The sequence below is a fragment of the Acinetobacter sp. Ag2 genome (genome assembly GCF_001005515.1).
Lineage (GTDB): Bacteria > Pseudomonadota > Gammaproteobacteria > Pseudomonadales > Moraxellaceae > Acinetobacter > Acinetobacter bereziniae.
This window is the reverse complement of record NZ_LBNA01000044.1, coordinates 35407-60329: the sequence shown is the minus strand read 5'-3', so window position 1 is coordinate 60329 and position 24923 is coordinate 35407. Positions and strand designations below refer to the sequence as shown.

The 24923-nt window shown below is 38.1% G+C and carries 27 protein-coding genes; 17 read left to right on the top strand and 10 right to left on the bottom strand.

All coding sequences use genetic code 11. From position 1 onward, the window contains the following. Positions 1 to 7 precede the first annotated feature (7 nt). The 5 genes from AAV97_RS08010 to AAV97_RS07990 all read left to right on the top strand — a co-directional run bounded on the left by AAV97_RS08010 (position 8) and on the right by AAV97_RS07990 (position 5104). Positions 8 to 1405, top strand: coding sequence for an efflux transporter outer membrane subunit (locus tag AAV97_RS08010; RefSeq protein ID WP_046760283.1), 1398 nt, complete (start codon positions 8 to 10; stop codon positions 1403 to 1405). A gap of 336 nt (positions 1406 to 1741) precedes the next feature. After that, entirely contained in the window at positions 1742 to 1933 is a 192-nt protein-coding gene (locus tag AAV97_RS08005) for a hypothetical protein (RefSeq protein WP_046760282.1), read from the top strand. A 312-nt stretch (positions 1934 to 2245) separates the two neighbouring features. Beyond that, positions 2246 to 3565 (top strand): NCS2 family permease, encoded by a 1320-nt coding sequence (locus tag AAV97_RS08000; RefSeq protein WP_004831186.1) that lies wholly within the window; start codon positions 2246 to 2248, stop codon positions 3563 to 3565. A gap of 119 nt (positions 3566 to 3684) precedes the next feature. Next, a complete protein-coding gene (locus tag AAV97_RS07995; protein ID WP_046760281.1) occupies positions 3685 to 4686 on the top strand; it encodes an adenosine deaminase in 1002 nt (333 codons plus the stop codon). Positions 4687 to 4753: 67 nt separating this feature from the next. After that, a complete protein-coding gene (locus AAV97_RS07990) occupies positions 4754 to 5104 on the top strand; it encodes a hypothetical protein (RefSeq protein WP_004831184.1) in 351 nt (116 codons plus the stop codon). 426 nt (positions 5105 to 5530) lie between these two features. On the opposite strand, the gene AAV97_RS07985 is transcribed toward AAV97_RS07990, so the two are convergent. After that, positions 5531 to 6082 carry a cytochrome b gene (locus tag AAV97_RS07985; RefSeq protein WP_009583912.1) on the bottom strand — a complete coding sequence of 184 codons (552 nt, stop codon included), beginning with the start codon at positions 6080 to 6082 and terminating at the stop codon, positions 5531 to 5533. A gap of 221 nt (positions 6083 to 6303) precedes the next feature. Between AAV97_RS07985 and AAV97_RS07980 the strand changes: the two genes are divergently transcribed. Both AAV97_RS07980 and rnhB read left to right on the top strand, forming a co-directional pair. Next, positions 6304 to 6684: a hypothetical protein gene (locus AAV97_RS07980; protein WP_004831182.1), complete on the top strand. Its 381-nt coding sequence runs from the start codon at positions 6304 to 6306 to the stop codon at positions 6682 to 6684. Between the two features lie 57 nt (positions 6685 to 6741). Then, positions 6742 to 7311 (top strand): ribonuclease HII, encoded by a 570-nt coding sequence (rnhB, locus tag AAV97_RS07975; RefSeq protein WP_004831181.1) that lies wholly within the window; start codon positions 6742 to 6744, stop codon positions 7309 to 7311. A gap of 80 nt (positions 7312 to 7391) precedes the next feature. On the opposite strand, the gene csrA is transcribed toward rnhB, so the two are convergent. The 5 genes from csrA to AAV97_RS07950 all read right to left on the bottom strand — a co-directional run bounded on the left by csrA (position 7392) and on the right by AAV97_RS07950 (position 13795). Then, a complete protein-coding gene (gene csrA / locus AAV97_RS07970) occupies positions 7392 to 7643 on the bottom strand; it encodes a carbon storage regulator CsrA (protein ID WP_004721174.1) in 252 nt (83 codons plus the stop codon). A gap of 243 nt (positions 7644 to 7886) precedes the next feature. Beyond that, a complete protein-coding gene (locus tag AAV97_RS07965) occupies positions 7887 to 9167 on the bottom strand; it encodes an aspartate kinase (protein WP_004831179.1) in 1281 nt (426 codons plus the stop codon). Positions 9168 to 9230: 63 nt separating this feature from the next. Further along, complete coding sequence (gene alaS / locus AAV97_RS07960; protein WP_171249358.1) at positions 9231 to 11924, bottom strand: alanine--tRNA ligase; 2694 nt, start codon at positions 11922 to 11924, stop codon at positions 9231 to 9233. A 246-nt stretch (positions 11925 to 12170) separates the two neighbouring features. Then, positions 12171 to 12947 (bottom strand): hypothetical protein, encoded by a 777-nt coding sequence (locus tag AAV97_RS07955; RefSeq protein ID WP_046760279.1) that lies wholly within the window; start codon positions 12945 to 12947, stop codon positions 12171 to 12173. A 29-nt stretch (positions 12948 to 12976) separates the two neighbouring features. Next, a complete protein-coding gene (locus tag AAV97_RS07950; RefSeq protein WP_046760278.1) occupies positions 12977 to 13795 on the bottom strand; it encodes a hypothetical protein in 819 nt (272 codons plus the stop codon). Positions 13796 to 13933: 138 nt separating this feature from the next. Here AAV97_RS07950 and AAV97_RS07945 point away from each other — a divergent pair, with 138 nt between their 5' ends. Then, on the top strand, positions 13934 to 14956 hold the full coding sequence (locus AAV97_RS07945) for a type I glyceraldehyde-3-phosphate dehydrogenase (protein ID WP_005029503.1): 1023 nt from the start codon (positions 13934 to 13936) through the stop codon (positions 14954 to 14956). 119 nt (positions 14957 to 15075) lie between these two features. After that, entirely contained in the window at positions 15076 to 15372 is a 297-nt protein-coding gene (locus AAV97_RS07940) for a hypothetical protein (protein WP_004831174.1), read from the top strand. A gap of 57 nt (positions 15373 to 15429) precedes the next feature. Here AAV97_RS07940 and AAV97_RS07935 read toward each other — a convergent pair whose 3' ends face one another. Both AAV97_RS07935 and AAV97_RS07930 read right to left on the bottom strand, forming a co-directional pair. After that, complete coding sequence (locus AAV97_RS07935) at positions 15430 to 15729, bottom strand: AzlD family protein (RefSeq protein WP_004831172.1); 300 nt, start codon at positions 15727 to 15729, stop codon at positions 15430 to 15432. Next, positions 15726 to 16469, bottom strand: coding sequence for an AzlC family ABC transporter permease (locus AAV97_RS07930; protein ID WP_046760277.1), 744 nt, complete (start codon positions 16467 to 16469; stop codon positions 15726 to 15728). Before AAV97_RS07930 ends, AAV97_RS07935 begins: the two co-directional genes overlap by 4 nt. A gap of 149 nt (positions 16470 to 16618) precedes the next feature. Here AAV97_RS07930 and AAV97_RS07925 point away from each other — a divergent pair, with 149 nt between their 5' ends. Together AAV97_RS07925 and AAV97_RS07920 are read left to right on the top strand one after the other, a co-directional pair. Next, positions 16619 to 17080 (top strand): Lrp/AsnC family transcriptional regulator, encoded by a 462-nt coding sequence (locus AAV97_RS07925; protein ID WP_046760276.1) that lies wholly within the window; start codon positions 16619 to 16621, stop codon positions 17078 to 17080. A gap of 40 nt (positions 17081 to 17120) precedes the next feature. Further along, the gene (locus tag AAV97_RS07920) at positions 17121 to 17921 is read left to right on the top strand and encodes a shikimate dehydrogenase family protein (RefSeq protein WP_046760275.1); all 801 of its coding nucleotides are present in this window, start codon (positions 17121 to 17123) and stop codon (positions 17919 to 17921) included. 76 nt (positions 17922 to 17997) lie between these two features. On the opposite strand, the gene AAV97_RS07915 is transcribed toward AAV97_RS07920, so the two are convergent. Next, complete coding sequence (locus tag AAV97_RS07915; RefSeq protein WP_046760274.1) at positions 17998 to 18402, bottom strand: Lrp/AsnC family transcriptional regulator; 405 nt, start codon at positions 18400 to 18402, stop codon at positions 17998 to 18000. Positions 18403 to 18523: 121 nt separating this feature from the next. Here AAV97_RS07915 and AAV97_RS07910 point away from each other — a divergent pair, with 121 nt between their 5' ends. Continuing rightward, complete coding sequence (locus AAV97_RS07910; RefSeq protein ID WP_046760273.1) at positions 18524 to 19066, top strand: cysteine hydrolase family protein; 543 nt, start codon at positions 18524 to 18526, stop codon at positions 19064 to 19066. A 65-nt stretch (positions 19067 to 19131) separates the two neighbouring features. Here AAV97_RS07910 and AAV97_RS07905 read toward each other — a convergent pair whose 3' ends face one another. Continuing rightward, positions 19132 to 19641, bottom strand: coding sequence for a hypothetical protein (locus AAV97_RS07905; protein ID WP_046760272.1), 510 nt, complete (start codon positions 19639 to 19641; stop codon positions 19132 to 19134). 313 nt (positions 19642 to 19954) lie between these two features. Between AAV97_RS07905 and AAV97_RS07900 the strand changes: the two genes are divergently transcribed. The 5 genes from AAV97_RS07900 to AAV97_RS07880 all read left to right on the top strand — a co-directional run bounded on the left by AAV97_RS07900 (position 19955) and on the right by AAV97_RS07880 (position 24823). Next, entirely contained in the window at positions 19955 to 21121 is a 1167-nt protein-coding gene (locus AAV97_RS07900) for an ATP phosphoribosyltransferase regulatory subunit (RefSeq protein WP_046760271.1), read from the top strand. Between the two features lie 70 nt (positions 21122 to 21191). Continuing rightward, entirely contained in the window at positions 21192 to 22511 is a 1320-nt protein-coding gene (locus tag AAV97_RS07895) for an adenylosuccinate synthase (protein ID WP_004831163.1), read from the top strand. 175 nt (positions 22512 to 22686) lie between these two features. Beyond that, positions 22687 to 23478, top strand: coding sequence for a M48 family metallopeptidase (locus tag AAV97_RS07890; RefSeq protein ID WP_009583959.1), 792 nt, complete (start codon positions 22687 to 22689; stop codon positions 23476 to 23478). Positions 23479 to 23619: 141 nt separating this feature from the next. Then, positions 23620 to 23925 (top strand): phosphoethanolamine transferase domain-containing protein, encoded by a 306-nt coding sequence (locus AAV97_RS07885; protein WP_004831161.1) that lies wholly within the window; start codon positions 23620 to 23622, stop codon positions 23923 to 23925. Between the two features lie 112 nt (positions 23926 to 24037). After that, positions 24038 to 24823: a M48 family metallopeptidase gene (locus AAV97_RS07880; protein WP_004831159.1), complete on the top strand. Its 786-nt coding sequence runs from the start codon at positions 24038 to 24040 to the stop codon at positions 24821 to 24823. Positions 24824 to 24923 lie beyond the last annotated feature (100 nt).

Here is a 24923-nt window from a genome sequence, read left to right as displayed (position 1 = left end):
ATATAACATGCAAAATTTAATCAAAAAAAATGTGATCAGTCTAAGTTGTATGTTGTTTTTGACAGCATGTCAATCAACCAAAGTTTGGCATCCACCACAATATCAAGTACCAATTATTCAAGCAGATCAGCACTATAAATATTCAACTTTAAACTGGAAACAAACCGAAAATTTAAAAATACACTCAAATGCATGGTGGGAGATTTATCATGATTCAACCTTGAATCAATTGATGCAACAACTCAATCTCGAAAATTTGGATTTAAAACAGGCTGAAGCACGATATCTGCAAGCTGCTGCATTGCTCAATCAACAGTATGCGCAACGTTCAGCAAAGTTAACCGTAGAGGGGGGGGTAAATCGTCAAGCAAGCAAGCAAAGCTCAGCAAAAAATCAATGGTCTACGGGGATTCAAGCCAGTTGGATCCCAGATTTGTGGGGCAGAGTTGCAAAAGCGATTGAAGGACAAAATGCAAATCTAGCCGCTTCTCAAGCAGACTTAGATGCTGTAAGACTCAATCAGCAATTATTAGCAACAGAGGCTTATTGGAATATACGGATATTGGATGCGCAGTTAGCGGTATTACAGCAAACCCAAAAAAGTTATTCACGATCTGTCGATATTCTCAATAATCAATATCTTGCTGGAATGATCGCACGTGCAGATGTGATTCAAGCAGAAACACAGCGCAAACAAGTTGATATTCAGCAGATTGAAATACAACGTGATCGTGATCTACAAGAAAATATTTTGGCTGTACTACAGGGCAAAACGGTTTCACAATTTCACTTGGCTCGGCAGCAACAAACCTTTCAAATACCTGTTTTACCCACACAAATTCCTAGCCATTTATTAATTCAGCGTCCAGATGTTCGACGTGCTGAACGAGAACTTGCAGCCACACATGCAGAACTTGGATTAGCGCAAACGGCTTGGCTACCTGATCTTAGTATCGGTATAAATGGATCAGTCAATGCTCAAACATTGAGTCAATTATTCCAAGCGCCACAATACTTATGGTCAACAGGTCTGCAAGCGACATCGATGATCTTTGATGGTGGTAAACGTAAAGCTGAAATTGAGCTTGCACAAGCACGTTATGCTGAAAAAACGGCAACTTATAAACAAACGGTTTTAACAGGATGGAAGGAAGTTGAAGATGCACTTCTACAATCTGCCAGTTTTAGGCAACAACAAAATGAACAAAGTCGTCTATTTGAATTAGCAAGAGAAAATGAACAAGTGGTCACTCGCCGTTATCAAGCTGGTATGGTGAGTTATTTAGAAGTGGTTACGGCACAAAATTTGCGCTTACAAGCAGAACAAGCAACTTTGGAGTTAAAACAACGACAGTTAAACAATACAGCACAATTGATTGCAGCATCAGGCGGACAGATTAATTAAAAGCATTCATCAATGTTGATTATTGAATAATGCTTTATGGTTTTTTTTCTCGTATTGAGTCTTTTAGATTTTGCTATGCCGTGTATCATCAAGGAAGATGTACACCTTCTTGATAGACGATGTGTAGGTTAATTTAAGCAAGTCTCAAACTTAACGACCTAAACCGAATTTTGCTTTAATTGTTGTCATTTTGTGGTGTTTGGTCCATAAAAATGCACTGTTCAAGTGCGATATTTTAATAAATGCATCTTGATTCATTTTTTTAGATAAAAGTGTTATGCGAGTCACAAAATATATGTATAATCGCCGAAATTTATCACTTGACATGATTTAAAAATGGTAAAGCTCATAACTTTGACAGTCTTCGCTGGGATTTTATTTCTTGGTTATTTTACCTATGTGGATACGCAACAGAAAAAACAGCAAGAAATGCTGAATATAATTAAAGAAGCAAATTTAACCATTAAAAATGTTGAAGCGAACCCAAATAATCAGCGTATTTTAAAGCGCAATCATTCATCCATCTAATCTCAAGAGTGGCTATGCTGATGTTCAAAAATTATCAGATCCGATGAAATGAACGGGGGAGGACGTCCAGTTTGATAAAATTATATAAACAGTATGATATAATTTGCGAAATGTAACCGATCAAGTCCGTTTATACATTCTAGAATATTAAAGCTGCGCATTCGCAGCTTTTTTAATTCAAGTTTTTTATCGGAAATGTCATTTTGGTATGTTTATTGAATGCTTAACTACGGCTAAATTGATGCCATGTATCATTTACTCAATCAACTCGATTTTATCAACGAATAGCTCAAACTTAACAGGGGCTCAACAATGACGAATCCAAATCCTTCAGCGGGTTTGCTCGAACGCTTATTTAAATTAAGTGAAAACAAAACAACGTTTAGAACCGAAATACTTGCAGGTTTAACAACGTTTTTAACGATGTGTTATATCATCATTGTTAATCCATTGATTCTATCTGAGACAGGTATGGATCATGGTGCAGTATTTGTCGCAACATGTTTGGCAGCTGCAATTGGTTGTTTGGTTATGGGGGTGGTAGCGAACTATCCAATTGCGCTTGCACCAGGTATGGGGTTGAATGCGTATTTTACTTATTCAGTCTGCTTGGGAATGGGGGTTGAGTGGCAAACAGCATTGGCTGCTGTATTTGTTTCTGGATTGGTATTCATTGCAATTAGTATGTTTAAGATCCGAGAAGCGATTGTAAATGCCATTCCAATGTCATTGAAGTTTGCAATAGGGGGAGGGATTGGTTTATTCCTTGCGCTGGTTGCATTGAAAAACTCAGGCATTATTGTTGCGAATCAAGCAACGCTGGTTGGTTTAGGTGATTTAAAACAACCGACTGTTTTATTGACTTTGTTAGGCTTTTTCCTCACAGTCATTATGCATCACTATAAAGTTCGTGGTGCAATTATTATCAGCATTTTAGCAGTAACAGGAATTGCAACAGCGCTCGGCTTAAACGAGTTTAAGGGTGTTGTGGGTACAATTCCTTCAATTGCACCAACGTTCATGCAAATGAATTTTGAAAATTTATTTTCAGCAAGTTTGGTAGGCGTTATCTTTGTATTCTTCTTGGTTGATCTTTTTGACTCAACAGGCACATTGGTTGGTGTTTCACATCGTGCAGGTTTGTTAAAAGATGGTAAATTGCCACGTTTGAAAAAAGCATTGTTTGCAGACTCTACTGCAATTGTTGCAGGTGCTGCCTTAGGAACATCTTCAACGACACCTTATATTGAATCATCCGCAGGTGTTGCTGCTGGTGGTCGTACAGGTTTAACTGCTGTTGTTGTGGGTTTATTATTCCTTGCATGTTTATTCCTAGCACCGCTTGCTCAATCTGTTCCTGGTTTTGCAACAGCACCAGCATTATTATTTGTTGGTGTATTGATGATCCAAGGGATCACCAACATTGAATGGGATGACATTACCGAAGCTGTTCCAGCATTTTTGACCATCGTATTTATGCCTTTTGCCTACTCAATTGCAGATGGTATTGCAATGGGATTCATTAGCTATGCTTTGGTTAAACTGTTTACAGGTAAAGCTAAAACTGTACCTTATATGGTGTGGATTATTGCTGTGCTTTGGGTGATTAAATTCGTTGCATTTGGTGGCTAATATCCAGAAATGCGTAGAGGGTGTAAACTTATGTTTGCACCCTTTTTTATTTAATATGTAGATATAAATCCAAGTGATTTGGATGTTTTGATTTAATTTAAAAAATTTGAGGATATATCGTGAATAGGTTAGAACTCATCCGTGCTTTGCCAAAGGCGGAACTCCATGTACATATTGAAGGCACGTTCGAGCCAGAACTCATGTTTGCGATTGCACAGCGTAATCAGATTGATATTCCTTATAAATCTGTAGAGGAAGTCAAACAGGCATATAACTTCCATAACCTTCAATCATTTCTTGATATTTATTATGCAGGCGCGAATGTACTGGTTAAGGAACAGGATTTCTATGATTTGGCTTGGGCGTATTTTGAGAAATGCGCAGAAGATCATGTGGTACATACCGAAATGTTCTTTGATCCACAAACACATACAGACCGTGGTGTAGCATTTGCAACGGTGATCAACGGTTTACAACGTGCGTGTGATGATGCAAAAGCTAAGCTTGGGATTAGTTCACATTTGATTATGTGTTTCTTGCGTCATCTAAGTGAAGAAGCTGCTTTTGAAACCTTGGAACAGGCACTGCCATTTAAAGATCAAATCATTGGTGTTGGTTTAGATTCAAGTGAAGTAGGGCATCCACCTGCTAAATTCGAACGTGTTTTTGCTAAAGCACGTGAAGCTGGATTTTTGGTTGTTGCACATGCTGGAGAAGAAGGTCCAGCTGAATATGTATGGGAAGCTTTAGATCTCCTCAAAGTCAATCGTATAGATCATGGGGTTCGTTCAGAGGAAGATCCTGTACTTATGCAACGTTTAATTGCTGAAAAAATGCCTTTAACGGTTTGCCCACTCAGTAATCTTAAACTATGTGTTGTCAATGATATGGCGCAGCATAATATCCAGCGCTTATTAGAGCAGGGTGTTCATGTGACTGTAAATTCAGATGATCCATCTTATTTTGGTGGATATATGAATGATAACTTTATATCAATTGCAGAAGCTTTGGATTTATCGACACAAGAATTAAAACAATTGGCAAAAAACTCATTTGATGCTGCTTTTATTTCTGCTGAAGAAAAGCAAAATTGGAATCATCAAATAGATGCATTAAGCTAAGTCAAGGTATATCCTAGCCATATTAAAAACAGTGTGTGAGCACTGTTTTTTTCATGAGGAAAATGATTTGAAACTTTTAACCGCATTGATGTTGATTTTACCCATCACGGTTGCTTGTGCGGATTCCAATAAAAGCATGACGCAAAAAATGTTTAAGCCTTTGATAGAATTGCAATGTGCCAATGAATTAAAATCTTCAAAAATTTGGCAAGCTTCGGCTTTTCTATGGTCGAGCACTCAGCAAAACCAAGCGCAGGAGAAAATCTGTGCTTGCGTCAGTGATAATGCTTTAAATGATATTCCTGCTACAGAATTGCTTAAGGCGACCGTGAGCGAGTCGGCTAAAGACAGTTTGGTTCAAAAGGCAGTTATGAACAGCTTGAAAGGTTGTGCAAAAGAAGCTTTAAATTATAGATGATATAGTCAATCTGTTGAAAAATTCATACAGCAGAATATCATTTCTGTTGATCAATAAAATTAAAGCGATCAATATATTGTTTGATGATATAAAGCTTGCACTGCCACGCTTTAGCTTTAAAGTTTAAATTGTTTTGCGTAGGCGATACTTTACTTTTCAGAGATGAAAAGTAACAAAAATCTTCCGTTGAGCGAGGGGTACATCCTAATACCCCCCGCTCAACATGGCGACATCCATGTCGCCTCGTGATAGCATACTGTTTATGATTCAAAAGTACAAAATAAATGAATCATCTAAATCACTGGTATGAATAATCAGGCGGTTTGACTATATGTCCTGTCCTAAAATAAATTTAAAAAAAGCACATCATTTAGATGTGCTTTTAAGTGCAAACAATTTTAATCTCAAATCGTTGTATCTTGAGATTTAGCCCTGACGAGTCATGCTTTTTAAAACATTATCTTTATCAATAAAATGGTGTTTAAGCGCTGCAAGAATATGTCCGACCAGTAATAACCCGGCTGCCCATGAAATATAAATATGCAGTGGTTTTACAATCGCAGTTAAATCAGGATTGTCTTGAACCAGTCTTGGAATCTCAAACAGATATAATACAGGAACAGGATGACCAGCACTCCAGCTAAATAAACAGCCTGTGATCGGTAAAGCCAAAAGCATGAAATAAAGACCGAGATGTCCCAAGTGAGCCAAAGTTTTCATCAAGGGAGACATGGTTGCTGGGAGTTCTGGCACTGGGTGTGTATAACGCCAAAAAATTCGAATAATCACCAAAAAGATAATCACTGAAGCGATATTTTTGTGCAAGGTGATAACATCGCCTTTGAATGGACCATCGACATCATAGCTTAAAAAATTACCACTATAAAAACCAATGACCCATGCGGTGATAAAAATGACTGCCATGACCCAATGTAACCACTGTGCCGTCCTTGTATAGTATTGTGATTTTTGTTGCATGTTACATATTCCAATTTAATTTGATGCTTATGATATGAGTTTTTATCATGGAAATCAGTCTCAAAAAATCAACGGATTGTTTTAAATTTGCAACGCTTAATGCAGAAAATGAGAAATAATTATCCATTTAATGGCAGAGCACAAGATTATTAGAATTTTTAGTTTAATCTCACTATAAGTTTAGGCAAAATATATTCTTTATTCGATAAACTGGAAAAATTGTGAAAAAAACTGCTGCCTTTATTGCACCTTTGATCTTGGCTTTGACTGCTTGTGCGACAACGGATTCAATGGATCCTACTGCAGCAGGGACAACGACACAGCAATTAGGTGCTGTAGCGATGAAAATTGCGATTAATGCAAAATGCACGACAGAATTAGAAAACTTACCTGCATGGAAAGTGGCAACACGAGTGATGACTGCTGAACAAAAAAGCAATGTTCAAAGCCAAATTTGTGGTTGTGTGAGTGAGAAAGCACCACAAAGTGTCTCTGCTGTAGACTTAGCAACAGCGGCACTAGATCCTCAGGCACGTGCAACGATTGTTTCCAATGCAGTAACAAAAACAATTAATGCCTGTGTTGCTGAAGCAATGAAATAATTACCTAGAATTGTTTAAGGCTTTAATAATTTAGCTATGGATTTGATAGGAAAGACGATGTTAGTTGCTGGAGTTGATGAAGCAGGCAGAGGTCCATTGGTTGGATCTGTTGTTGCTGCAGCTGTTATTTTAGATCCAAATAATCCGATAGAAGGATTAAATGATTCAAAAAAACTGACTGAAAAGAAACGTGAAAAGTTGTTTATTGAGATTAAAGAAAAAGCACTTGCTTGGGCGATAGCTGAAGCAACACATCAAGAAATTGATGAGTTCAACATCTTGCAAGCTTCATTGTTGGCAATGCGACGTGCTGTAGAAGCATTAAAGCTTGTTCCTGAGCATGTATTGGTTGATGGGAACAAAGTTCCGAAAGGCTTAAACATGAGCTGTGACGCTGTGGTAGGAGGTGATGCGTTACATGCTGAAATCAGTGCTGCCAGTATTTTGGCAAAAGTGACCCGTGATCATGAAATGGTAGATTTAGACAAGCAATATCCACAATTTGGTTTTGCAAAGCATAAAGGCTATCCAACAAAGGCACATTTTGATGCTATTGCAGAACACGGGGTTATTGATCAACACCGACGTAGTTATTCACCCGTAAAAAAAGCTTTAGGTCTTGAATAAGCACAAAGTTTTTTACCAGTGGTTCAAATAAATTTAAAGCGGCTATATAAGCCGCTTTATATTTCAAAACATTTATAATCTTAACGATTATATGTGTTTTGCGAATTATCATCTTCAAAAGAAGGTTGATAATCTTGATCAATATGTTGCAAATGTTCGTGCATAGCACGTTCATGTTGAATACGTTGATAAATTTCTTCGCGATGTACAGAAACTTCTTTTGGTGCATTCACACCAATACGAACTTGATTGCCTTTAACACCAAGCACAGTAACACTGACTTGATCCCCAATCATCAAAGTTTCTCCGACACGGCGGGTCAGAATCAGCATGTTTATCTCCTTGCTTAAACGCTAAACCTGCGATGAATTTCTAAAAAAATAGAAAACACAACTTTAAATAGCACCGATAATTTTAACAGAATAATGTGACAAGTTTTTCACTTTCTCACCCCTCCGTTGAAATTTTTTAAAACCTCAAAAACTAATATAACAGAGCCACTATAGAAAACACTATAGTGGCTCTGATTTTTTCTTGGTCAAAACAGCGAATAAGTTGCTATATTTGATCAAAAATTACGCACGCGCACTCGATTCGCCATGTTCACGGTCTAAACCGAACGCTGTGTGAAGAGAACGTACCGCAAGTTCAAGATAATTTTCTTCAATAATCACAGAAATTTTAATTTCAGATGTTGAGATCATTAAAATATTGATTCCTTCATCTGCAAGTGCTGTAAACATTTTACTCGCAACACCTGCGTGTGAACGCATACCCACGCCAACGATAGAAACCTTGACGATATCGTCACGTGTTGCAACTTCACGTGCGCCAATTGCTGTTGCAGTTTCTTCTAAAATTGCTTTGGCTTTTTTAAGTTCACCACGATTCACTGTAAATGTGAAATCAGTCGTACCGTCTTCTTCAACGTTTTGGATAATCATATCCACTTCAACGTTTGCAGCACCAACAGGCGATAAAATTTTTGAAGCAATACCTGGTTCATCAGGTACACCTAAAATAGTTAATTTAGCTTCGTCACGGTTAAATGCGATACCAGAAATAATTGGCTGTTCCATACTGTCTTCCGCTTCAGTGGTGATTAGTGTTCCGACATTCTTTTTAAAGTCTTCGTCGAATGCGCCATCATTGTCATTATCAAAGCTTGATAACACGCGTAAAGGCACTTGGTATTTACCTGCAAATTCAACTGAGCGAATTTGTAGAACTTTAGAACCAAGAGATGCCATTTCAAGCATTTCTTCAAATGAAATGCGATCAACTTTTTTGGCTTTAGGTGCAACACGTGGGTCAGTGGTATATACACCATCAACATCAGTATAAATTTGACACTCATCTGCTTTCAAGGCAGCAGCCAATGCAACGCCAGATGTATCTGAACCACCACGACCTAAAGTTGTTGTATTACCATCAGCATCAAAACCTTGGAAGCCAGCAACAACAATGACACGACCTGCATCTAAGTGACCGGTCATTACATCAGTATCAATCGCTTCAATACGTGCTTTGGTAAATGCGCTGTCGGTTTTAATCCCAACTTGGCGACCTGTAAGTGACTTAGCTTCAACACCAATTGAATTGAGCGCCATTGCTAACATTGAAATCGTTACCTGTTCACCCGTTGACACCATTTGGTCTAATTCACGAGGATCAGGGGTTTCGGTAATGGCTTTCGCTAAAGCTAATAAGCGGTTGGTTTCACCACTCATTGCTGATACAACCACTACAACCTTGTGGCCGTGGTCATGCCAACGCTTTACACGACGAGCAACATTTAAAATGCGCTCGGGAGTACCCATAGAAGTACCGCCATATTTTTGAACGATTAATGCCATAGTTGTTCCATATAAGCCATGACTCTAATTGGCATTAGAGTCAGTTACACAAAAGGTGAAGTTTTATTTTTGAGCAAGCCATGCAGTTAAATCTGTCATCACTTGTTCAAACTTCTCGTTTAGTGGCGCGCCACCTTGTGCTAAGTCAGGTTTACCACCACCTTTACCACCAAGCTCAGTTGCTAAGTGTTTGATGATGTCACCTGCTTTTAGATTTGCAGTGAAATCTTTTGCTACAGATGCGATCAGGCTCACTTTGTCACCTTCAACACCTGCAAGCACGATTACTGCATTCTCTAATTTAGATTTGACACTGTCATGAAGATGGCGAACTGACTTCGCATCTTGTCCTTGAACTGTGGCAATAAGTGTTTGACGACCAGCAATTTCTGTCACTTGATTGATCAAGTCAGAAGCTTGAAAGTTCGCCAATTTTTGATTCAATTGTTCGATTTGTTTTTGCAGTTGATGCGCATTTTCAACCGCTGCTTCAACTTTCTCAACAGTTTGGTCTTTTTGGGCTTTCAGTAGATCATTGATATGTAAAATATCAGCATCTACTTTTTGTACTACTTCCAGTGCTTTCGTGCCTGTGACAGCTTCAATACGACGTACACCCGCAGCAACACCACCTTCAGAAGTGATTTTGAATAAACCAATATCACCTGTGCGTTTTACATGGATACCACCACACAGCTCGATCGAGAAATTTTTCTCATCTTTTAGTGAGCCCATAGACAGTACACGAACTTCATCGCCATACTTTTCACCAAACAACATCATTGCGCCTTTATCTTTGGCTGCTTCGATGCCGAGAAGTTCTGTAGATACAGCAGTATTGGCAATAATTTCAAGGTTCACTAAACGTTCAACTTGTTGCAGTTGTTCGAAGCTCACAGGTTGGTCATTGGCAAAGTCAAAACGTAAAAGATCAGAGGCAACCAATGAACCTTTTTGCTGAACATGTTCACCTAAAATTTGACGCAATGCAGCATGTAAAAGGTGAGTGGCAGAGTGGTTACGTGCAGTCGCGTCACGGATGTCAGCTTTCACAATAGCTTCAACGCTCTGTGTTGCCTTTAGACTGCCTACAGTGACAATACCTTGATGAACAAATGCATTACCTGATTTTTTGGTATCTTGAACTTCAAAAATACCGGTTTCATTTTTGAAGATACCTGTGTCACCAATTTGACCACCGCTTTCTGCATAGAATGGTGTTTGGTTCAGCACGATCAATGCTTCATCACCTTCAACGACTTCGTCAACTTGAACACCATCTTTATAAATCGCAACAATTTGTCCCTGACCTTGAGTTGCGTCATAGCCGTCAAACTGAGTTTCGCTGTCTACTTTTACAATGCTGTTGTAATCAACTGCAAATTTGCCTGCTTCACGTGCACGTTGACGCTGTGCAGCCATTTCAACTTCAAAACCTGCTTCATCAATTTCGAGTTCACGTTCACGTGCAATATCGGCAGTTAAGTCAGTTGGGAAGCCATAAGTATCGTAAAGTTTAAAGACAGTCTCACCTGGGATAATTTTACCTTTCAGGTTTGCTAATTCACTTTCAAGTAATTTCAAACCTTGTTCAAGTGTTTTTGCAAACAACTCTTCTTCACGAATCAAAGCATTTTCAATAACTTGACGACGCTCAACCAATTCAGGATAAGCTTCACCCATCACATCAATGAGTGGTTGCAACATTTTGTAGAAGAAAGTACCTGTTGCGCCCATTTTATTACCATGGCGTACAGCACGACGAATAATACGACGCAACACATAACCACGTCCTTCATTGGATGGATTTACACCATCAGCAATCAAGAAACAGCATGAACGTGCATGATCTGCAACAACTTTAAGCGAAGCTGGGTATTCAATTGGTTTATTTTGACTCTGAGCCTCAGCTTGAGCTTGGCTCATATCTACGCCGATGATTTCAGCTGCAGATTTCAATAAGTTTTGGAACAAGTCAATTTCGTAGTTTGAATTGACGTGTTGTAAAACAGCAGAAATACGCTCTAAGCCCATACCTGTATCGACAGATGGCGCAGGAAGATTGTGCAAGACGCCATCAGCAGTACGGTTAAACTGCATAAAGACGTTATTCCAAATTTCGATAAAACGGTCACCGTCTTCTTCAGGTGTGCCAGGTAAGCCACCCCAGATATGATCGCCATGATCAAAGAAAATTTCAGAGCAAGGACCACAAGGACCTGTATCACCCATCGCCCAGAAGTTATCAGATGCGTATTTCTCGCCTTTATTGTCACCAATACGGATGATACGGCTAGCATCTAGACCGATTTCTTTGTTCCAAATATCAAAAGCTTCGTCATCTGTATGATAAACAGTGGCATAGAGTTTGTCTTTTGGAAGGGCTAACCATTCTTCACCTGTTAGGAAATCCCAAGCAAAACGAATAGCATCATGCTTAAAGTAATCACCAAAAGAAAAGTTACCTAACATTTCAAAGAAAGTGTGGTGACGTGCTGTATAACCCACATTATCCAAGTCGTTATGCTTACCACCTGCACGTACACATTTTTGTGAAGTTGTTGCACGAACATAGTCGCGTTTTTCTAGACCAAGGAAACAATCCTTAAACTGATTCATGCCGGCATTGGTAAACAGCAGAGTAGGGTCATTGGCGGGTACAAGTGAGCTCGACGCGACACGTGTATGTCCTTGCGATTCAAAGTAACGCAAAAATGCTTCACGTATTTCAGCAGTAGTCATAAAACGAGTACTCACAACCAAGTCACTCCTCAATTTTCATATTGGCTAAAAGTGTGTCACTGAGTCTAATTTTATTGCTCAGTCTGCACACAGGCTTAATTTTTAAAAACGCCAAAGTATAACGGAAAATACACGCTCCACCAATGATTTTAAGGTGAATTATTGGTTTTTCTATACAATTGCGACTTTGGTCCAAATAGGTTTTAAATTCTATAAAAATTTAAAATACCCCTACATTGTCATTACAGCATTTAACGCAAATTAAAAAGGATCAATACTTAAAAAGTTATGATGTTGAAATTTATATACTTGACCATTAAATTTAAGCGTTTGTTGTTGCTTATATTGTTTTTTCACCGAAGTGCAGGTTTTGTAGTTGGTTTTGGTCTGATTTTTAGTTTCTTTTAAAATGATGTCCTGTAAGCCATCTGTGATCTTATTTGATAAAATAAGGATGCGTCTGACTTCTGAATTACTGTTTTCTGAACAGTTTCCAATTCGTTCATAGCCGCTTTCATTCATGCTGATACCGCCAATTTCTTTAATGGGGTGTTTAGGATTAACTTTAAATAAAGTTAAATTACTGTGGCTATAAGTGAAACCACCTTGATGCGACGATGAGGTTTCAACACCCACGACATCAATATCATTTAATGTTGAAAAACGGGTGGTATGTAGTTGTGCACCATCATAATGATCGGCATCTGAGTAAAAGGTTTCTGGTGCTTTATACTTTTGCAGAATTTTATGCTGTGAAGAATCAATTAGATATAAATTCAGATCATGTTCCATGTCATCATAAGATTTATAATCAATTGGCTGGCTAATGGCGATTAAGTGAATTCTTTGTGCATTGTCCAAATGGATACAGCTTTGATATGTTTCAGCATCTGTATTGGCAAAACGCTGATTGACCAATTTAAATTGGTCAATCAATTGTTGCTGCTGTTGTTCTGAGCAACGTTGATAGGGGGCTGCAAATAAGTTTCCTGAAATGTAAACCAATGCCATGCCAAGGTAAATCTGTAATATTTTCATAGGCTCATCTCTAAAAGTTCAAAATCTAATTAAATTCCAAAGTCTAAAAATTTAAGATGTTTAAAACGATATTCTTTACCATCAAATTTCATGATATGACGTTGCTTTTTGACAATACGATGGGTACTACAATTTTTTTCGTCAAGTGTTATGCGCTCTGTTTTTTCAGTGAGTTGAATATCTGCTAAACCGTGACTGTTTTGTTTTAATGGGTGAAGTAATATTTGAGTCTCGATTTGTTGATTATTTTCACACATAGACGGTCTTTCGCTACCTGAGTAATTCGTCATAAATTTATCTAAAACCAATTGCAGTTGGTGATTGTTGATTTTGAATAACTTTATTTCACGTATTGTTTTGTCGATCCTGCCTAAATGCTTGTGGGTTAAAGCCAGACCAATAACGGGTGTTGCATAGTCTGTAGAAAAGTGATGAATATCAAATTGTAAGTTTTCATACTGACCGATATCTGAAGTAATCGTCATCGGATAATAATAGTGATTTAGAATTTTTTCAGATGTATTGTCAATTAAATAAAGATTTAAGTCGTAATCTGGATACCCAGACGACAGAGGAAGTGGTTGACTAACTGCAATCAATTGCAGATTTTGATCCAGCTCGATACAGGTCTCAAATGTTGGATAGCGTGTATCGCTGTGTTGTGATGAAAGTAAGTTAAGTTGATCAAGCAATCGCTGAGTCTGTGTTTCGCTGCATCGAGAATAAGTATTTTGAACATTCATTTGTTGGGCATAACTGAAAGGAATCAATATAAAAATACATATCGCAATACAGTAAAAATAGAACAACCATCGCATAAAAGTCATGGTGAGCAAAGATGAATACATTTTTTTATCCACTGATGTTTTTAAATTCTATTGTTTTCGAAATTTTTCTTGCTAAAGTCAGCTATATATTAACAGTAGTGACCATAAATCTTATACCATATAACTGATTATGGTAGTTTGGCTGTAAAAGGACATCTGATGCAACGTGTGGCAATAAACGGATTCGGGCGGATTGGGCGAAATGTATTAAGAGCTTGGTTTGAAAATCCGAAGAACTTTCATTTTGAAATTGTTGCCATCAATGATATCGCGGACGTTGAAACATTGGTTCATTTATTTAAATATGACACCACTCACGGACGTTTCGATGGTGCAGTCAATATTGTTGAAGAAAATGGACAGCTTTATATGTCTATTGATGCTCGTCAGATAAAACTTAAAGTTCTGATTTTAAGACAAGAAAATCCAGCACTGCTGCCTTGGAAAGAATTAGATATTAATGTTGTTTTAGAGTGTACGGGTCTATTTCGTTCTAGAGCGGCTGCAACACAGCATTTAATTGCTGGGGCTAAGCGTGTCATTGTTGGTGCTGCACCATTTGATACTGTTGATGCTGCAATCGTATATGGTGTTAATCACCATGAAGTCAAAGCCTCTGACCAAATCATTTCCAGTGTGTCTTGTACCACACAGGCGTTGGTGCCATTGGTCAAAATTATTGATGATGCTTTTGGTATAGAAAGTGCCTTGATGACAGAAATTCACGCGGTTACAGCGGATCAATCGGTATTGGATCATGCTCATCGTGATTTGCGTCGTGCAAGAGCTTCAGGTCAAAACATTATTCCAACCACATCTTCAGCGCTGGGTGCATTGAAGCAAGTCATGCCAAAAATGGAAAATCGAATTGATGGTTTTTCAATTCGGGTACCGACCATTAATGTGGCTGCAATTGATTTAAGCTTTGTTGCAAAGTCAGCGATGACGACTCATTTGATTAATCAAACTTTGGTTCAAGCTGCAAAATATGATTATGCGGAAATTATGTCCGTGACAGATGAACTATTGGTTTCTAGTGATTTTAATCATTCACCTTATTCATTGATTGTTGATCTCACCCAAACACTTGTTGTAGGACAGCAGGCTAAGGTTTTTGCTTGGTATGATAATGAATGGGGCTATGCGAATCGCTTGCTTGATCTGTGTGAATCATTCTATTGAACATTCACTGATGCGTGTGTGATAACAATGCATGCAACACGATGAGAATTCATCACTTTTAACGTGCTGAAATAAAGATAAAATAATGATAGATCACATCTTATAATTGGGGAATGATGATGTTTTTTATGTATATCACTTTGGTGATTGTCTATTTGGCAATTATTTTTATGGTTTGGCAAATGGGGAAGTTGAATAAGCAAAATATCACTTTAATTGAGCGAACCAATCACCAAGAACATTTGATTCAATCACAGGAGAATCATCTTAAACAAACATTACAAATTATGCAGGATTTAGCAAAAAAGATGCATGTACAACAAGAGGTCTTGGACAATACCTCAAATCGCTTGACTCAAGTTGAGTTTCAAAATGCTGAATTGATTAAAATACTTCAACAAAGTAAACAGCCTTAATTTGCTCAAGAAAGTAAAGATGGATGGGAAAATCATGCTCTCAAACAGTGAGATACTTTATGCGATTAAGTATCTCAACATCGCTGTGGCGACAATACTGATCATTACAGTAGGAAGTAAAGACAAATAACAAGCAGCCAGTATGGTCACGGCAATTGCAACTAAATTTGCTGGATGATCAGAAACAAAATATGGTGCGATGACAGAAACAAGTACGCAACCTGGAATGACTTGCAAAATCCGTGTGGTTCTTTTACTGAGCTGTCGATTTTTTAACAACAAATAGCCTAAAACTCTGGTTGAATATGTTGTCAATCCAACGCATAGAATCGCGATAAAGGTGGTCATATGAATCATTCTTCATCTCCAATAAACAAGAAGGCGGCAATAATTCCTGAAATAGAACCCACCAAAACGTACCATCCTTTGGGTAAAAAGTAATAAGCCAAAGCGGCAGCGATGAGGCTAACCAACCAAGGTAATGCGGGTTTAAAGCCTTTCCACATTCCACGTAAAAGCACTAAGCATACAGCCGGAAAAGCCATGTCAAAACCAAATTTGGTAACATCTCCAAGAAAAGAGCCAATACCAACGCCAAGCGTGGTAAAGCTAACCCACATAACATAAAGTGCAAAGCAGAGTCCGATATAAAAGAACACACTAAAGCCTGCATAGGGATTTCGTGGATTTTGTTTGTGGGCATCGGTAATGCTTAAAGCCCAACTTTCATCACACATAAAAAATAACAAAGGCAAAGCTTTACGGTTGGGCAAGTGTCGAATATAAGGTGCTAAACTAGCCCCCATTAAAATATGGCGACTATTCACCAAAAACGTGATTAAGATCAGAAAAAGAAGTTGTGGTGGTTGGGTCCATACTTCAATAATGGCAAATTCTGAACCACCCGCAAAATTAAGTCCTGTAAGTAGAGGGACTTCTAAAGCAGAGAAACCTTTTTGAGCAGCTTGAGTTCCCAGTACCAAGGCAAAAGGGATAATCCCTAATAACATCGGAATGGATGTTTTAAGACCGCGTAAAAATTCTCTGAAATCAATAGAATCATTCAGTTCTGCTACGGCGTTTTTAAAACTTAACATGAGAAGCTCAAAGTCGAAAATACGGTGTTTGTTTATTTTATGCCACTTGATAGGCTATTTTTCTCTAAATTTTCTGCTTGTAAAATTTATTTTGCAATAATATTGCTGAAATATGTTATTTTTTAAATTTATATACTAAGACTGGTTTTATGAAATTAGACCAAACAGATCGTCGTATTTTGCGCGCTTTACAGCAAAACGGTAAGTTGCAGAATAATGAGTTAGCCGAGCAGATCGGATTATCCGCTTCCCCATGTTTAAGACGAGTCAAACAACTTGAAGATGAAGGGATCATTGACCGATATGTGGCTTTGGTAAACCCGCAAAAAGTCAATCTCGGTTTGACGGTGTTTGCTCGAATTTGGTTGAAAAGTCAGGATGAGCAAACCGTAAACCGTTTTATCGATTCGATTATGAATATTCCTCAGATCGTAGAGTGCCAATTGATGGCAGGCGATTGTGATTTTTTCTTACGTATCGTTGTTTCTGATTTAGAAGCTTATCGAAAGTTTCAAATCAATCATCTTAATAAAATATCAGGAATTCAGAATGTAAAAACTGAAATCCCTTTGCAAAAAATCAAACTAACCACGACTTTGCCATTGGATTAGTACGAGTTATTATAACCTGTAGACTAAGAGATATAGCTCAATGAAAATAAATGGCTCAACAAAAATAATAGCCTTAATTGGAGACCCTATAGTAAAGGCAAAAACTCCAGAAATGTTAAACCAACTGCTATATGAACGCGGTTTGTTGGGAGAATATGTGGTTGTAGGATTTCATGTGAGTAAGGAGAATTTAAAAAGGACAATCGATGGTTTGAAATGTATTGAAAATTTTATTGGTGCAGTGATTACAATGCCTTTTAAAAACTCGATAGTATCTTTACTAAATAGTTTTGAAGAAAATGTTGGTTTTCTTCAAGCATGTAATGTGATTTTAAAAAGAGATTCAAATATATTACATGGCTATAATTTTGATGGATTAGGATTTGTTAATGGCTTGTTTAAACAAGGTTATGTTGTAAAAAATAAAGTTTGCGTTTTAGTTGGAGCTGGTGGAGCAGCATCTTCTATCGCATATCAGTTGCTTCAAGAGCAATGCCAGAAACTTGTTATATTAAATCGGACAGAAGAAAAAGCACAATATTTAAGAGCTAAATTATTAAAGCTATTTCCAAATGCAAATATTACGTTGGATGTAGTTAATTTAACATGTATTGATATTTTGATTAATGCAACTCCATTGGGGATGAATACTACTGACTTGTTACCCTTAGATAAAACACATATTCGAAAAGCAAAATTGGTTGCAGAATGCATTGTGTCGCAAGAAAAAACAAAACTAATTGAATATGCAGAGCCGTTTGCAGAAATACATTTAGGTAAGTTTATGTTAGAGGGGCAACTAAGCCAAATTTTAGATCTATTTTTAAAAGATACGCTTTAAGTAAATTCTAGATGTGTAGAATTAACAAATATATACTAGGTTTTTTTAGTGTATAAAACGATCATTGTTAATTCTGTTAAGGTTCTATTGTTTTTACCACACTATCAACCGAATATTGTCCCCATTCGGACAGTTGTTCGATAAAGTGATTGATTGCTTGAATGTCAAAGTGAGCCACTAACATATAGCAAGCAGAACCGCAGACTTTATAACAACTTTCGATCGCTTCAAACTGCATCACAAATGCTTCAAACTTTTTAAAATCATTATTTTGCATCATTACTCGGATAAACTGAGTCGTTGGATGATTTAAAGCAATGGTGTATTTTTGAATTGTACCTTCGTCTTGCATTCGGGCGATACGACTACCAACGGCTTGCCCTGTACGGTGAACCAATTGTCCAATGTCTTTATTACTGAGTCTAGAGTCAGTTTTCAGGATCTTTAAAATTTTTAGATCGATTGGGTCATTTGGCAACATGGGCAATTAAACTTTTTTCAGTTTGAAAGTAGTCAGACATTTATTCTTTCACGAGAGTCTGCAAACTGCTAGATATTTTGCTTAATCTTATAAAAACTTCAACAGAACAGTGAGAATGAAAATGAGCCGTACTGCTTTATTGATTATTGATGTTCAAAATGATTATTTTCCACAAGGCAAGATGGCGTTGTTTGGTGCAGAACAAGCTTTAAAGCATATCAATCGATTGGAAGCTGATTTTATCAAAAACGCTCAACCAATTATTTATATTCAACATATTGCTAAACAAGCGCAAGCAACTTTTTTTGAAGAGGGAACAGGGGGAGCTGAATTGCATGCTGGCTTGCAGATCAATCAAGACCCGATCATCATTGAAAAGCACTATCCCAACAGTTTCTTTCAAACGAACTTAAAGCAAGTGCTTGATCAGCTTAAAGTAGAGCGTTTGGTTATTAGCGGAATGATGACGCATATGTGTGTCGATGCGACATCTCGCGTAGCAGCGGAATTGGGTTATCAACCTGTAATCATTGCAGAAGCAACAGCGACACGCCAACTCAGTTATGCTGGTAAAACAGTACAAGCTGAAGATGTGCAAACGGCATGTTTATCTGCATTTCAGATGTTTTCACAAGTCATCAGTATCGATGATTATTTAAAATAACCAAAATAAAAGGAAGTGCAAAAGGATAGCGCTTTTGCATTTCCCATTTTAAATCAAAATAGCTTCTATTCTTGATTTAGAAAACCTTCTTTAATTTTTCCAGGCAATCCTGCATGCCACCATGTATAGATTGAGGATTTAATTTCTTCATCATCTTCTGGATCATTGTATGGTTCATCATCTTCTCTGATTAATTCATCACCATCAAATTTAAACCAAAATTCCCACGGGTCATCATCACCGCATCCCCACGCACGTACATCAATCTCATCAAGTAGAGATTTTAAGAAAAGCACAATTGCTTCAACAAATTCGTCACCTGAAGAACCATGTACAAAATGGGCAATTGAATAACCATCTATCCTACTTATTGACTCAGGACCTAAGTCAAACTCAACATTGTCCACAGTATTTAAAAGGTCTTCAGCCAGTTCATGTCCCATCTCTGGGTTGATCTCAACCGCAGAAGTCATAAATTTATCCTGATCCCCTTGATGTGCTTTAAATAATTCATCCAGTTTTAGCATAAGGTTTGGATTTGGGTGTTTGTAATAAATGTTGCTATGAAGTTCCATGCGTTCCCCGATTTTAATATTTAAGTGATGTTGATGTTGGTGATGCTTTTCTATGCAAATGAATTATATTTTGAATAGTGCAAAAAGCAATCTGCTTTAAAATGAAAATTTAAATAAATACAAACTATTGTGTTTAGTTTAAGCTGCAGTTTCTAACTTTGGTGTAAGTTGTATACCTGTCAGCAATTTATTAATCAAAAGTTATTTTATTAATGCATGGTGCGGATGATCGTGCTAAAATAAGAGAAATCGGGTGTGTTCCCGATTTTTTTATGCGGATTACTTCCGCGCTGACAGGATTTAGGTTTACAACATGCCCATTTCAGAGACATGGTTATTACCTGATGGTGTAGCTGATGTATTACCAGAGCAAGCGCAAGTAATTGAACAATTGCGCCGTAAAGCTTTAGATTTCCTCGCATCCCGAGGTTATCAGCTGGTGTATACGCCATTCATCGAATACATCGAATCACTTTCTTCTCTTTCCGAATCGAATCAAGATTTAGACCTAGCCACTTTTAAAGTCATCGACCAACTTTCTGGTCGTTTGCTTGGTGTGCGTGCCGATATGACACCACAAGTGGCTCGTATCGATGCCCATGTACATCAAGTACAAGGTGTGGCGCGTTACTGCTATGCAGGAACAGTACTTCATACTAAACCACAAGGTTTTAATACCACGAGAGCACCTTTACAGCTTGGTGCGGAATTATTTGGTTCAGATAGCATTGATGCTGATGTTGAAATGATCGACGTCATGCTTAATCTGATTAAAACAGCGGGTATGGTGGATGGTATCCATCTTGATTTAGGGCATGTTGGGCTATTTAGAAGTTTGGTCAAGCTTGCAGGTTTAAATAAGTCAACAGAACGTCAGTTGTCAGACTTATATCAACGTAAAGCACTACCTGAACTTGCGGAGTTTACGCAAGAATTAAAATATGGCGCTGACTTTTATGCTTTAGGTCGTTATGCAAGTGACTTAGATGCTTTGCAAGCGCATATTAGTACAGAAATTTTTGCGGATGAAGCATTCAAACATGCTTTTGATGTACTTAAAACAACATATACCGAAATTCAAGCACGTTGGCCAAATCTCAACATCGGGATTGATGTGGTAGAACTTCGTTCATACCATTATCACACTGGCTTAATGTATGCCGTATATGCACCAAACCGTGCAGCACCATTGGCACAAGGTGGTCGTTATGATGGTATTGGTGAGCATTTTGGACGAGCGCGTCCAGCAACAGGTTTCTCTTGTGACTTATATGTTTTAAGTGCGGGGCAACATCAACAGATTGAAAAAGTGGTTGCACCGAAGGGAACAGCTCCTGATTTGCTTGATGCGATTGAGATGACTCGTAAACAAGGTTTAAGTGTAATTCAACTATTGGGTAATGACGATTTAAACTCAGTTCCTAATGCAACACACCAATTGGTGAATGTTGCAGGTGAGTGGAAAGTCGAAACAATTTAATGATCGAATTGAGTGTTCATGTCACTTTATTTGGTTTTCTATTTTAACAGCATGATGTAATGAGGCTATTATGGGCAAAAGTGTTGTGGTACTCGGTACCCAATGGGGCGACGAAGGTAAAGGTAAAATCGTTGACCTGCTCACAGATCAAGCAGCTGCGGTAGTACGTTATCAAGGCGGGCATAACGCGGGTCATACACTCGTCGTTGGTGGTAAGAAAACAGTTCTTCACCTCATTCCATCAGGTATTTTACGTGAAAACGTACTTTGCTTAATTGGCAATGGTGTTGTGCTTTCACCTGAAGCTTTGATCAAAGAGATGGATATTTTAGAGAAAGAGGGCGTACCTGTTCGTGAACGTCTACGTATTTCTCCAAACTGCCCATTGATCCTTCCGCACCATATTGCACTTGATCAAGCACGTGAGAAAAAACGTGGAAATGCTAAGATTGGTACAACTGGTCGTGGTATTGGTCCAGCGTATGAAGATAAGGTCGCTCGTCGTGCAATCCGTGTTGCGGATTTGGTACGTGGTGGTGATCATCTTAAAGCGCAGCTTGAAGAACTTCTTGAGTACCATAACTTCCAGTTAACCCAATTCTTTGGTGTTGAAGCAGTTAAAGTAGAAGATGTACTTGCTCTTTGCGACCAATGGCGTGAAGTGATTAAACCATTAGTATTGGACGTGATCACGACTTTGCATGACTATCGTAAAGATGGTGCAAATATTATGTTTGAAGGTGCTCAAGGTTCATTATTGGATGTTGACCACGGTACATATCCATATGTAACTTCTTCAAATACAACTGCAGGTGGTGTGAGCTCAGGTTCAGGTCTAGGTCCATTACACCTTGATTATGTTCTCGGGATTACCAAAGCATATACAACTCGTGTAGGTGCGGGTCCGTTCCCTACCGAACTTGTTTATGATGCTGCCAATGATGTTGGTGATGCGATTGGTAAACACTTAGGTACTGTAGGTTCTGAGTTTGGTGCTTCTACTGGTCGTCAACGTCGTTGTGGTTGGTTTGATGCAGAAATTTTACGCCGCTCAGTTGATGTAAACTCATTATCTGGTATTTGCTTAACTAAGCTTGATGTTTTAGATGGCTTAGAAGAAGTGAAAATCTGTGTAGGCTATGAAGCTGCGGATTCAGGTTGTGTTGGTTCTACAGATGCGCTTGCATTTGAAACATTAAAACCAATCTATGAAACCATGCCAGGTTGGTCTGAATCGACTTTCGGTGCGAAATCACTAGATCAATTGCCACAAAATGCAATTAATTATGTGAAGCGTATTGAGCAGTTGATTGAATGTCCGATTGACATCATTTCTACTGGTCCAGATCGTGATGAAACGATTGTGATGCGTCACCCATTTGATGCTTAATATATAGATATTTTAAAAGCTCCCTCGGGAGCTTTTTTTATAAAGCTATTTTATAAGGTTTAAATAAAATGTGATTTACTTTGATTTTTTTTACAAAATACAACATAATTTGGGCGCTAAACGTTGAACTCCGTGTTGGAGTTTACATAAAGACTAATGAGCTTTGGTGAAAATAATGATTAACAAGAATGTATTACTTGGATTAGGGTTAGTGGTTGGTTTGTCTGGTTGCACCACGGTTGCTGAGTTAACGGGTAATGACTCTGCAACATTAAACCTCAATGCGGCAGCAGATTATAAGTTATTGGTTGAAGATGCAAAGGCACAAAAAGCACTGGATACGACATCTTCTACTTATAAACGTGTGAATGCTGTTTTTGTAAAAATGAAGCCTTTTGCGGATCAAGCAAATAAAACAGGGCAGCAGTTTGACTGGCAGTTAAGTGTGTTGAGATCTGATGAACTCAATGCATTTGTCATGCCAGGCGGAAAAGTGGTGTTCTTCACAGGTATCGTCAATCAGCTTAAATTAACAGATGCTGAAATCGCTGCAATCATGGGTCATGAGATGACGCATGCTTTAGAAGAACACTCTAAACGCGATGCAGGGGCTACTGCAATCACTGATTTTGCTGTGAAGATGGGTAAAACTTATGCAGGTGATAAGTTAGGCTCAATGGGTACGAAAGCGCTGGATATTGGTAGTAAATATGGCGTTGGTCTACCTTACTCACGTAGTTTAGAGTCTTCTGCGGATCGTGGTGGTTTGATGCTTATGGCTAAAGCTGGATATAACCCAGAAGCCGCAATCACAGTATGGCAAAAAATGAACAAAATTGATGGTGGTAGTACCAATGGTGTTCAAAAGTTTACCTCTACGCATCCATCGAATAATGACCGTATTTCAGATTTAAATAAGAGTATGGTTGAAGCCAAGCAAGTTTATAAAGCTGCAATCAAAAAATAATTGAAATGTAGAAGAGATCTAAGCCTGAAGTTATTCAGGCTTTTTCTTGGAAGTAAAAGACTAAAGTCGAAAATGATTTAAGTTAGGTTTTTATATTCAGCTTGTTAGAATATACCTTTTGATACATATTGAGTTTGAACCATGCAAAAGAATATATCCTCAACGATGTTTTATTCTCTGATTTTTGCAATGGGCGGTGCACCAACAATCGCTATGCTCATTATTCAGGCTCAAACCACTGATCCAGCTATTGTTTCTCAAGCTTTGCTTGGGCTGAGTGTAATGATTGCTTGTATACTGGTTCCTATTGTTCTGATTCAAAATGCATTTCTATTTTTTAAACGAAATAATCAGCAGTTGGAACAGAAAATTATTCCTTTAAAAAATATCTATTTGGCTTTGAATGTGCTGTGTTTGGTGTACTGGTTGATGGTACAGTTTTTGTAGGTTTTTTACTTACATAATTAATATGATTTAATGAAAATTATTGATTTATCCTTATGTAACATTTGCATATAATTCACAACGTTTTTATTTGTTCTCTATGGAGTTGATTATAATGAACAATAAATTAATACTTAGTCTTTGCGCTGCGACTGCGATTTCAATTTCTGGATGTACAACCATTGCGGATATGGCAGGTGCAGACTCTGCAACATTGAATTCAAATGCGACGCTGGGTTTTAACAAAACTGTGCAAGAAGCACGTGCAAATAAAACTTTAGACACAACTTCTGCAACATATAAAAAGGTAAATGCGGCATTTATTCGCTTAAAACCTTATGCAGATCAAATGAACCAAACAGGACAACGATTTGATTGGCAGTTGGCTGTGCTTAAGTCAGATCAGATCAATGCTTATGTTGCACCAGGTGGAAAAGTTGTTTTCTATACGGGCATTGTTAACCGACTCAATTTATCTGAGGCTGAAGTGGCTGCTGTTATGGGACATGAAATGACCCATGCTTTAGAAGAGCATTCAAAACAGAAGTTAGGAGCGCAAGCCTTAACCAATCTTGCCGTAAATATTGGTAAATCTTATGCAGGTAGCCAAATTGGTGAACTAGGCAATGCTGCAATTGATTTGGGCAGTCAAGTGGGTGTAGGTTTACCTTATTCACGTAGCTTGGAAAGCCGTGCGGATGAAGGCGGTTTAATGATGATGGCAAAGGCAGGCTATAACCCTCAAGCAGCAATTACTTTATGGGAAAAAATGGCCAAACAAGGTGGTGCTCAAGGTTCTGCTTTGCTTTCCACACACCCATCTGATGCAAACCGTATCAATGCGATGAAAAAGAATCTTGCAGCTGCGATGGCAGTATACAACGCACGCGGTGGAAAATAAGCGTTAGGGACTACAACAGTATATAAGTGAAAAGGATGCCTAGGCATCCTTTTTTAGTTTCTGAATCAGTAACGCGAATGGAGTGGCTATCTACATTAAA

What these genes read in the sequence shown, in the direction of transcription:
- AAV97_RS08010 (WP_046760283.1), top strand. Translation starts at nt 8, where the DNA reads ATGCAAAATTTAATCAAAAAAAATGTGATCAGTCTAAGTTGTATGTTG.
- AAV97_RS08005 (WP_046760282.1), top strand. Translation starts at nt 1,742, where the DNA reads ATGGTAAAGCTCATAACTTTGACAGTCTTCGCTGGGATTTTATTTCTT.
- AAV97_RS08000 (WP_004831186.1), top strand. Translation starts at nt 2,246, where the DNA reads ATGACGAATCCAAATCCTTCAGCGGGTTTGCTCGAACGCTTATTTAAA.
- AAV97_RS07985 (WP_009583912.1), bottom strand. Translation starts at nt 6,082, where the DNA reads ATGCAACAAAAATCACAATACTATACAAGGACGGCACAGTGGTTACAT.
- rnhB (WP_004831181.1), top strand. Translation starts at nt 6,742, where the DNA reads ATGTTAGTTGCTGGAGTTGATGAAGCAGGCAGAGGTCCATTGGTTGGA.
- csrA (WP_004721174.1), bottom strand. Translation starts at nt 7,643, where the DNA reads ATGCTGATTCTGACCCGCCGTGTCGGAGAAACTTTGATGATTGGGGAT.
- AAV97_RS07965 (WP_004831179.1), bottom strand. Translation starts at nt 9,167, where the DNA reads ATGGCATTAATCGTTCAAAAATATGGCGGTACTTCTATGGGTACTCCC.
- AAV97_RS07955 (WP_046760279.1), bottom strand. Translation starts at nt 12,947, where the DNA reads ATGAAAATATTACAGATTTACCTTGGCATGGCATTGGTTTACATTTCA.
- AAV97_RS07950 (WP_046760278.1), bottom strand. Translation starts at nt 13,795, where the DNA reads ATGTATTCATCTTTGCTCACCATGACTTTTATGCGATGGTTGTTCTAT.
- AAV97_RS07945 (WP_005029503.1), top strand. Translation starts at nt 13,934, where the DNA reads ATGCAACGTGTGGCAATAAACGGATTCGGGCGGATTGGGCGAAATGTA.
- AAV97_RS07940 (WP_004831174.1), top strand. Translation starts at nt 15,076, where the DNA reads ATGTTTTTTATGTATATCACTTTGGTGATTGTCTATTTGGCAATTATT.
- AAV97_RS07935 (WP_004831172.1), bottom strand. Translation starts at nt 15,729, where the DNA reads ATGATTCATATGACCACCTTTATCGCGATTCTATGCGTTGGATTGACA.
- AAV97_RS07930 (WP_046760277.1), bottom strand. Translation starts at nt 16,469, where the DNA reads ATGTTAAGTTTTAAAAACGCCGTAGCAGAACTGAATGATTCTATTGAT.
- AAV97_RS07925 (WP_046760276.1), top strand. Translation starts at nt 16,619, where the DNA reads ATGAAATTAGACCAAACAGATCGTCGTATTTTGCGCGCTTTACAGCAA.
- AAV97_RS07920 (WP_046760275.1), top strand. Translation starts at nt 17,121, where the DNA reads ATGAAAATAAATGGCTCAACAAAAATAATAGCCTTAATTGGAGACCCT.
- AAV97_RS07915 (WP_046760274.1), bottom strand. Translation starts at nt 18,402, where the DNA reads ATGTTGCCAAATGACCCAATCGATCTAAAAATTTTAAAGATCCTGAAA.
- AAV97_RS07910 (WP_046760273.1), top strand. Translation starts at nt 18,524, where the DNA reads ATGAGCCGTACTGCTTTATTGATTATTGATGTTCAAAATGATTATTTT.
- AAV97_RS07905 (WP_046760272.1), bottom strand. Translation starts at nt 19,641, where the DNA reads ATGGAACTTCATAGCAACATTTATTACAAACACCCAAATCCAAACCTT.
- AAV97_RS07900 (WP_046760271.1), top strand. Translation starts at nt 19,955, where the DNA reads ATGCCCATTTCAGAGACATGGTTATTACCTGATGGTGTAGCTGATGTA.
- AAV97_RS07895 (WP_004831163.1), top strand. Translation starts at nt 21,192, where the DNA reads ATGGGCAAAAGTGTTGTGGTACTCGGTACCCAATGGGGCGACGAAGGT.
- AAV97_RS07890 (WP_009583959.1), top strand. Translation starts at nt 22,687, where the DNA reads ATGATTAACAAGAATGTATTACTTGGATTAGGGTTAGTGGTTGGTTTG.
- AAV97_RS07885 (WP_004831161.1), top strand. Translation starts at nt 23,620, where the DNA reads ATGCAAAAGAATATATCCTCAACGATGTTTTATTCTCTGATTTTTGCA.
- AAV97_RS07880 (WP_004831159.1), top strand. Translation starts at nt 24,038, where the DNA reads ATGAACAATAAATTAATACTTAGTCTTTGCGCTGCGACTGCGATTTCA.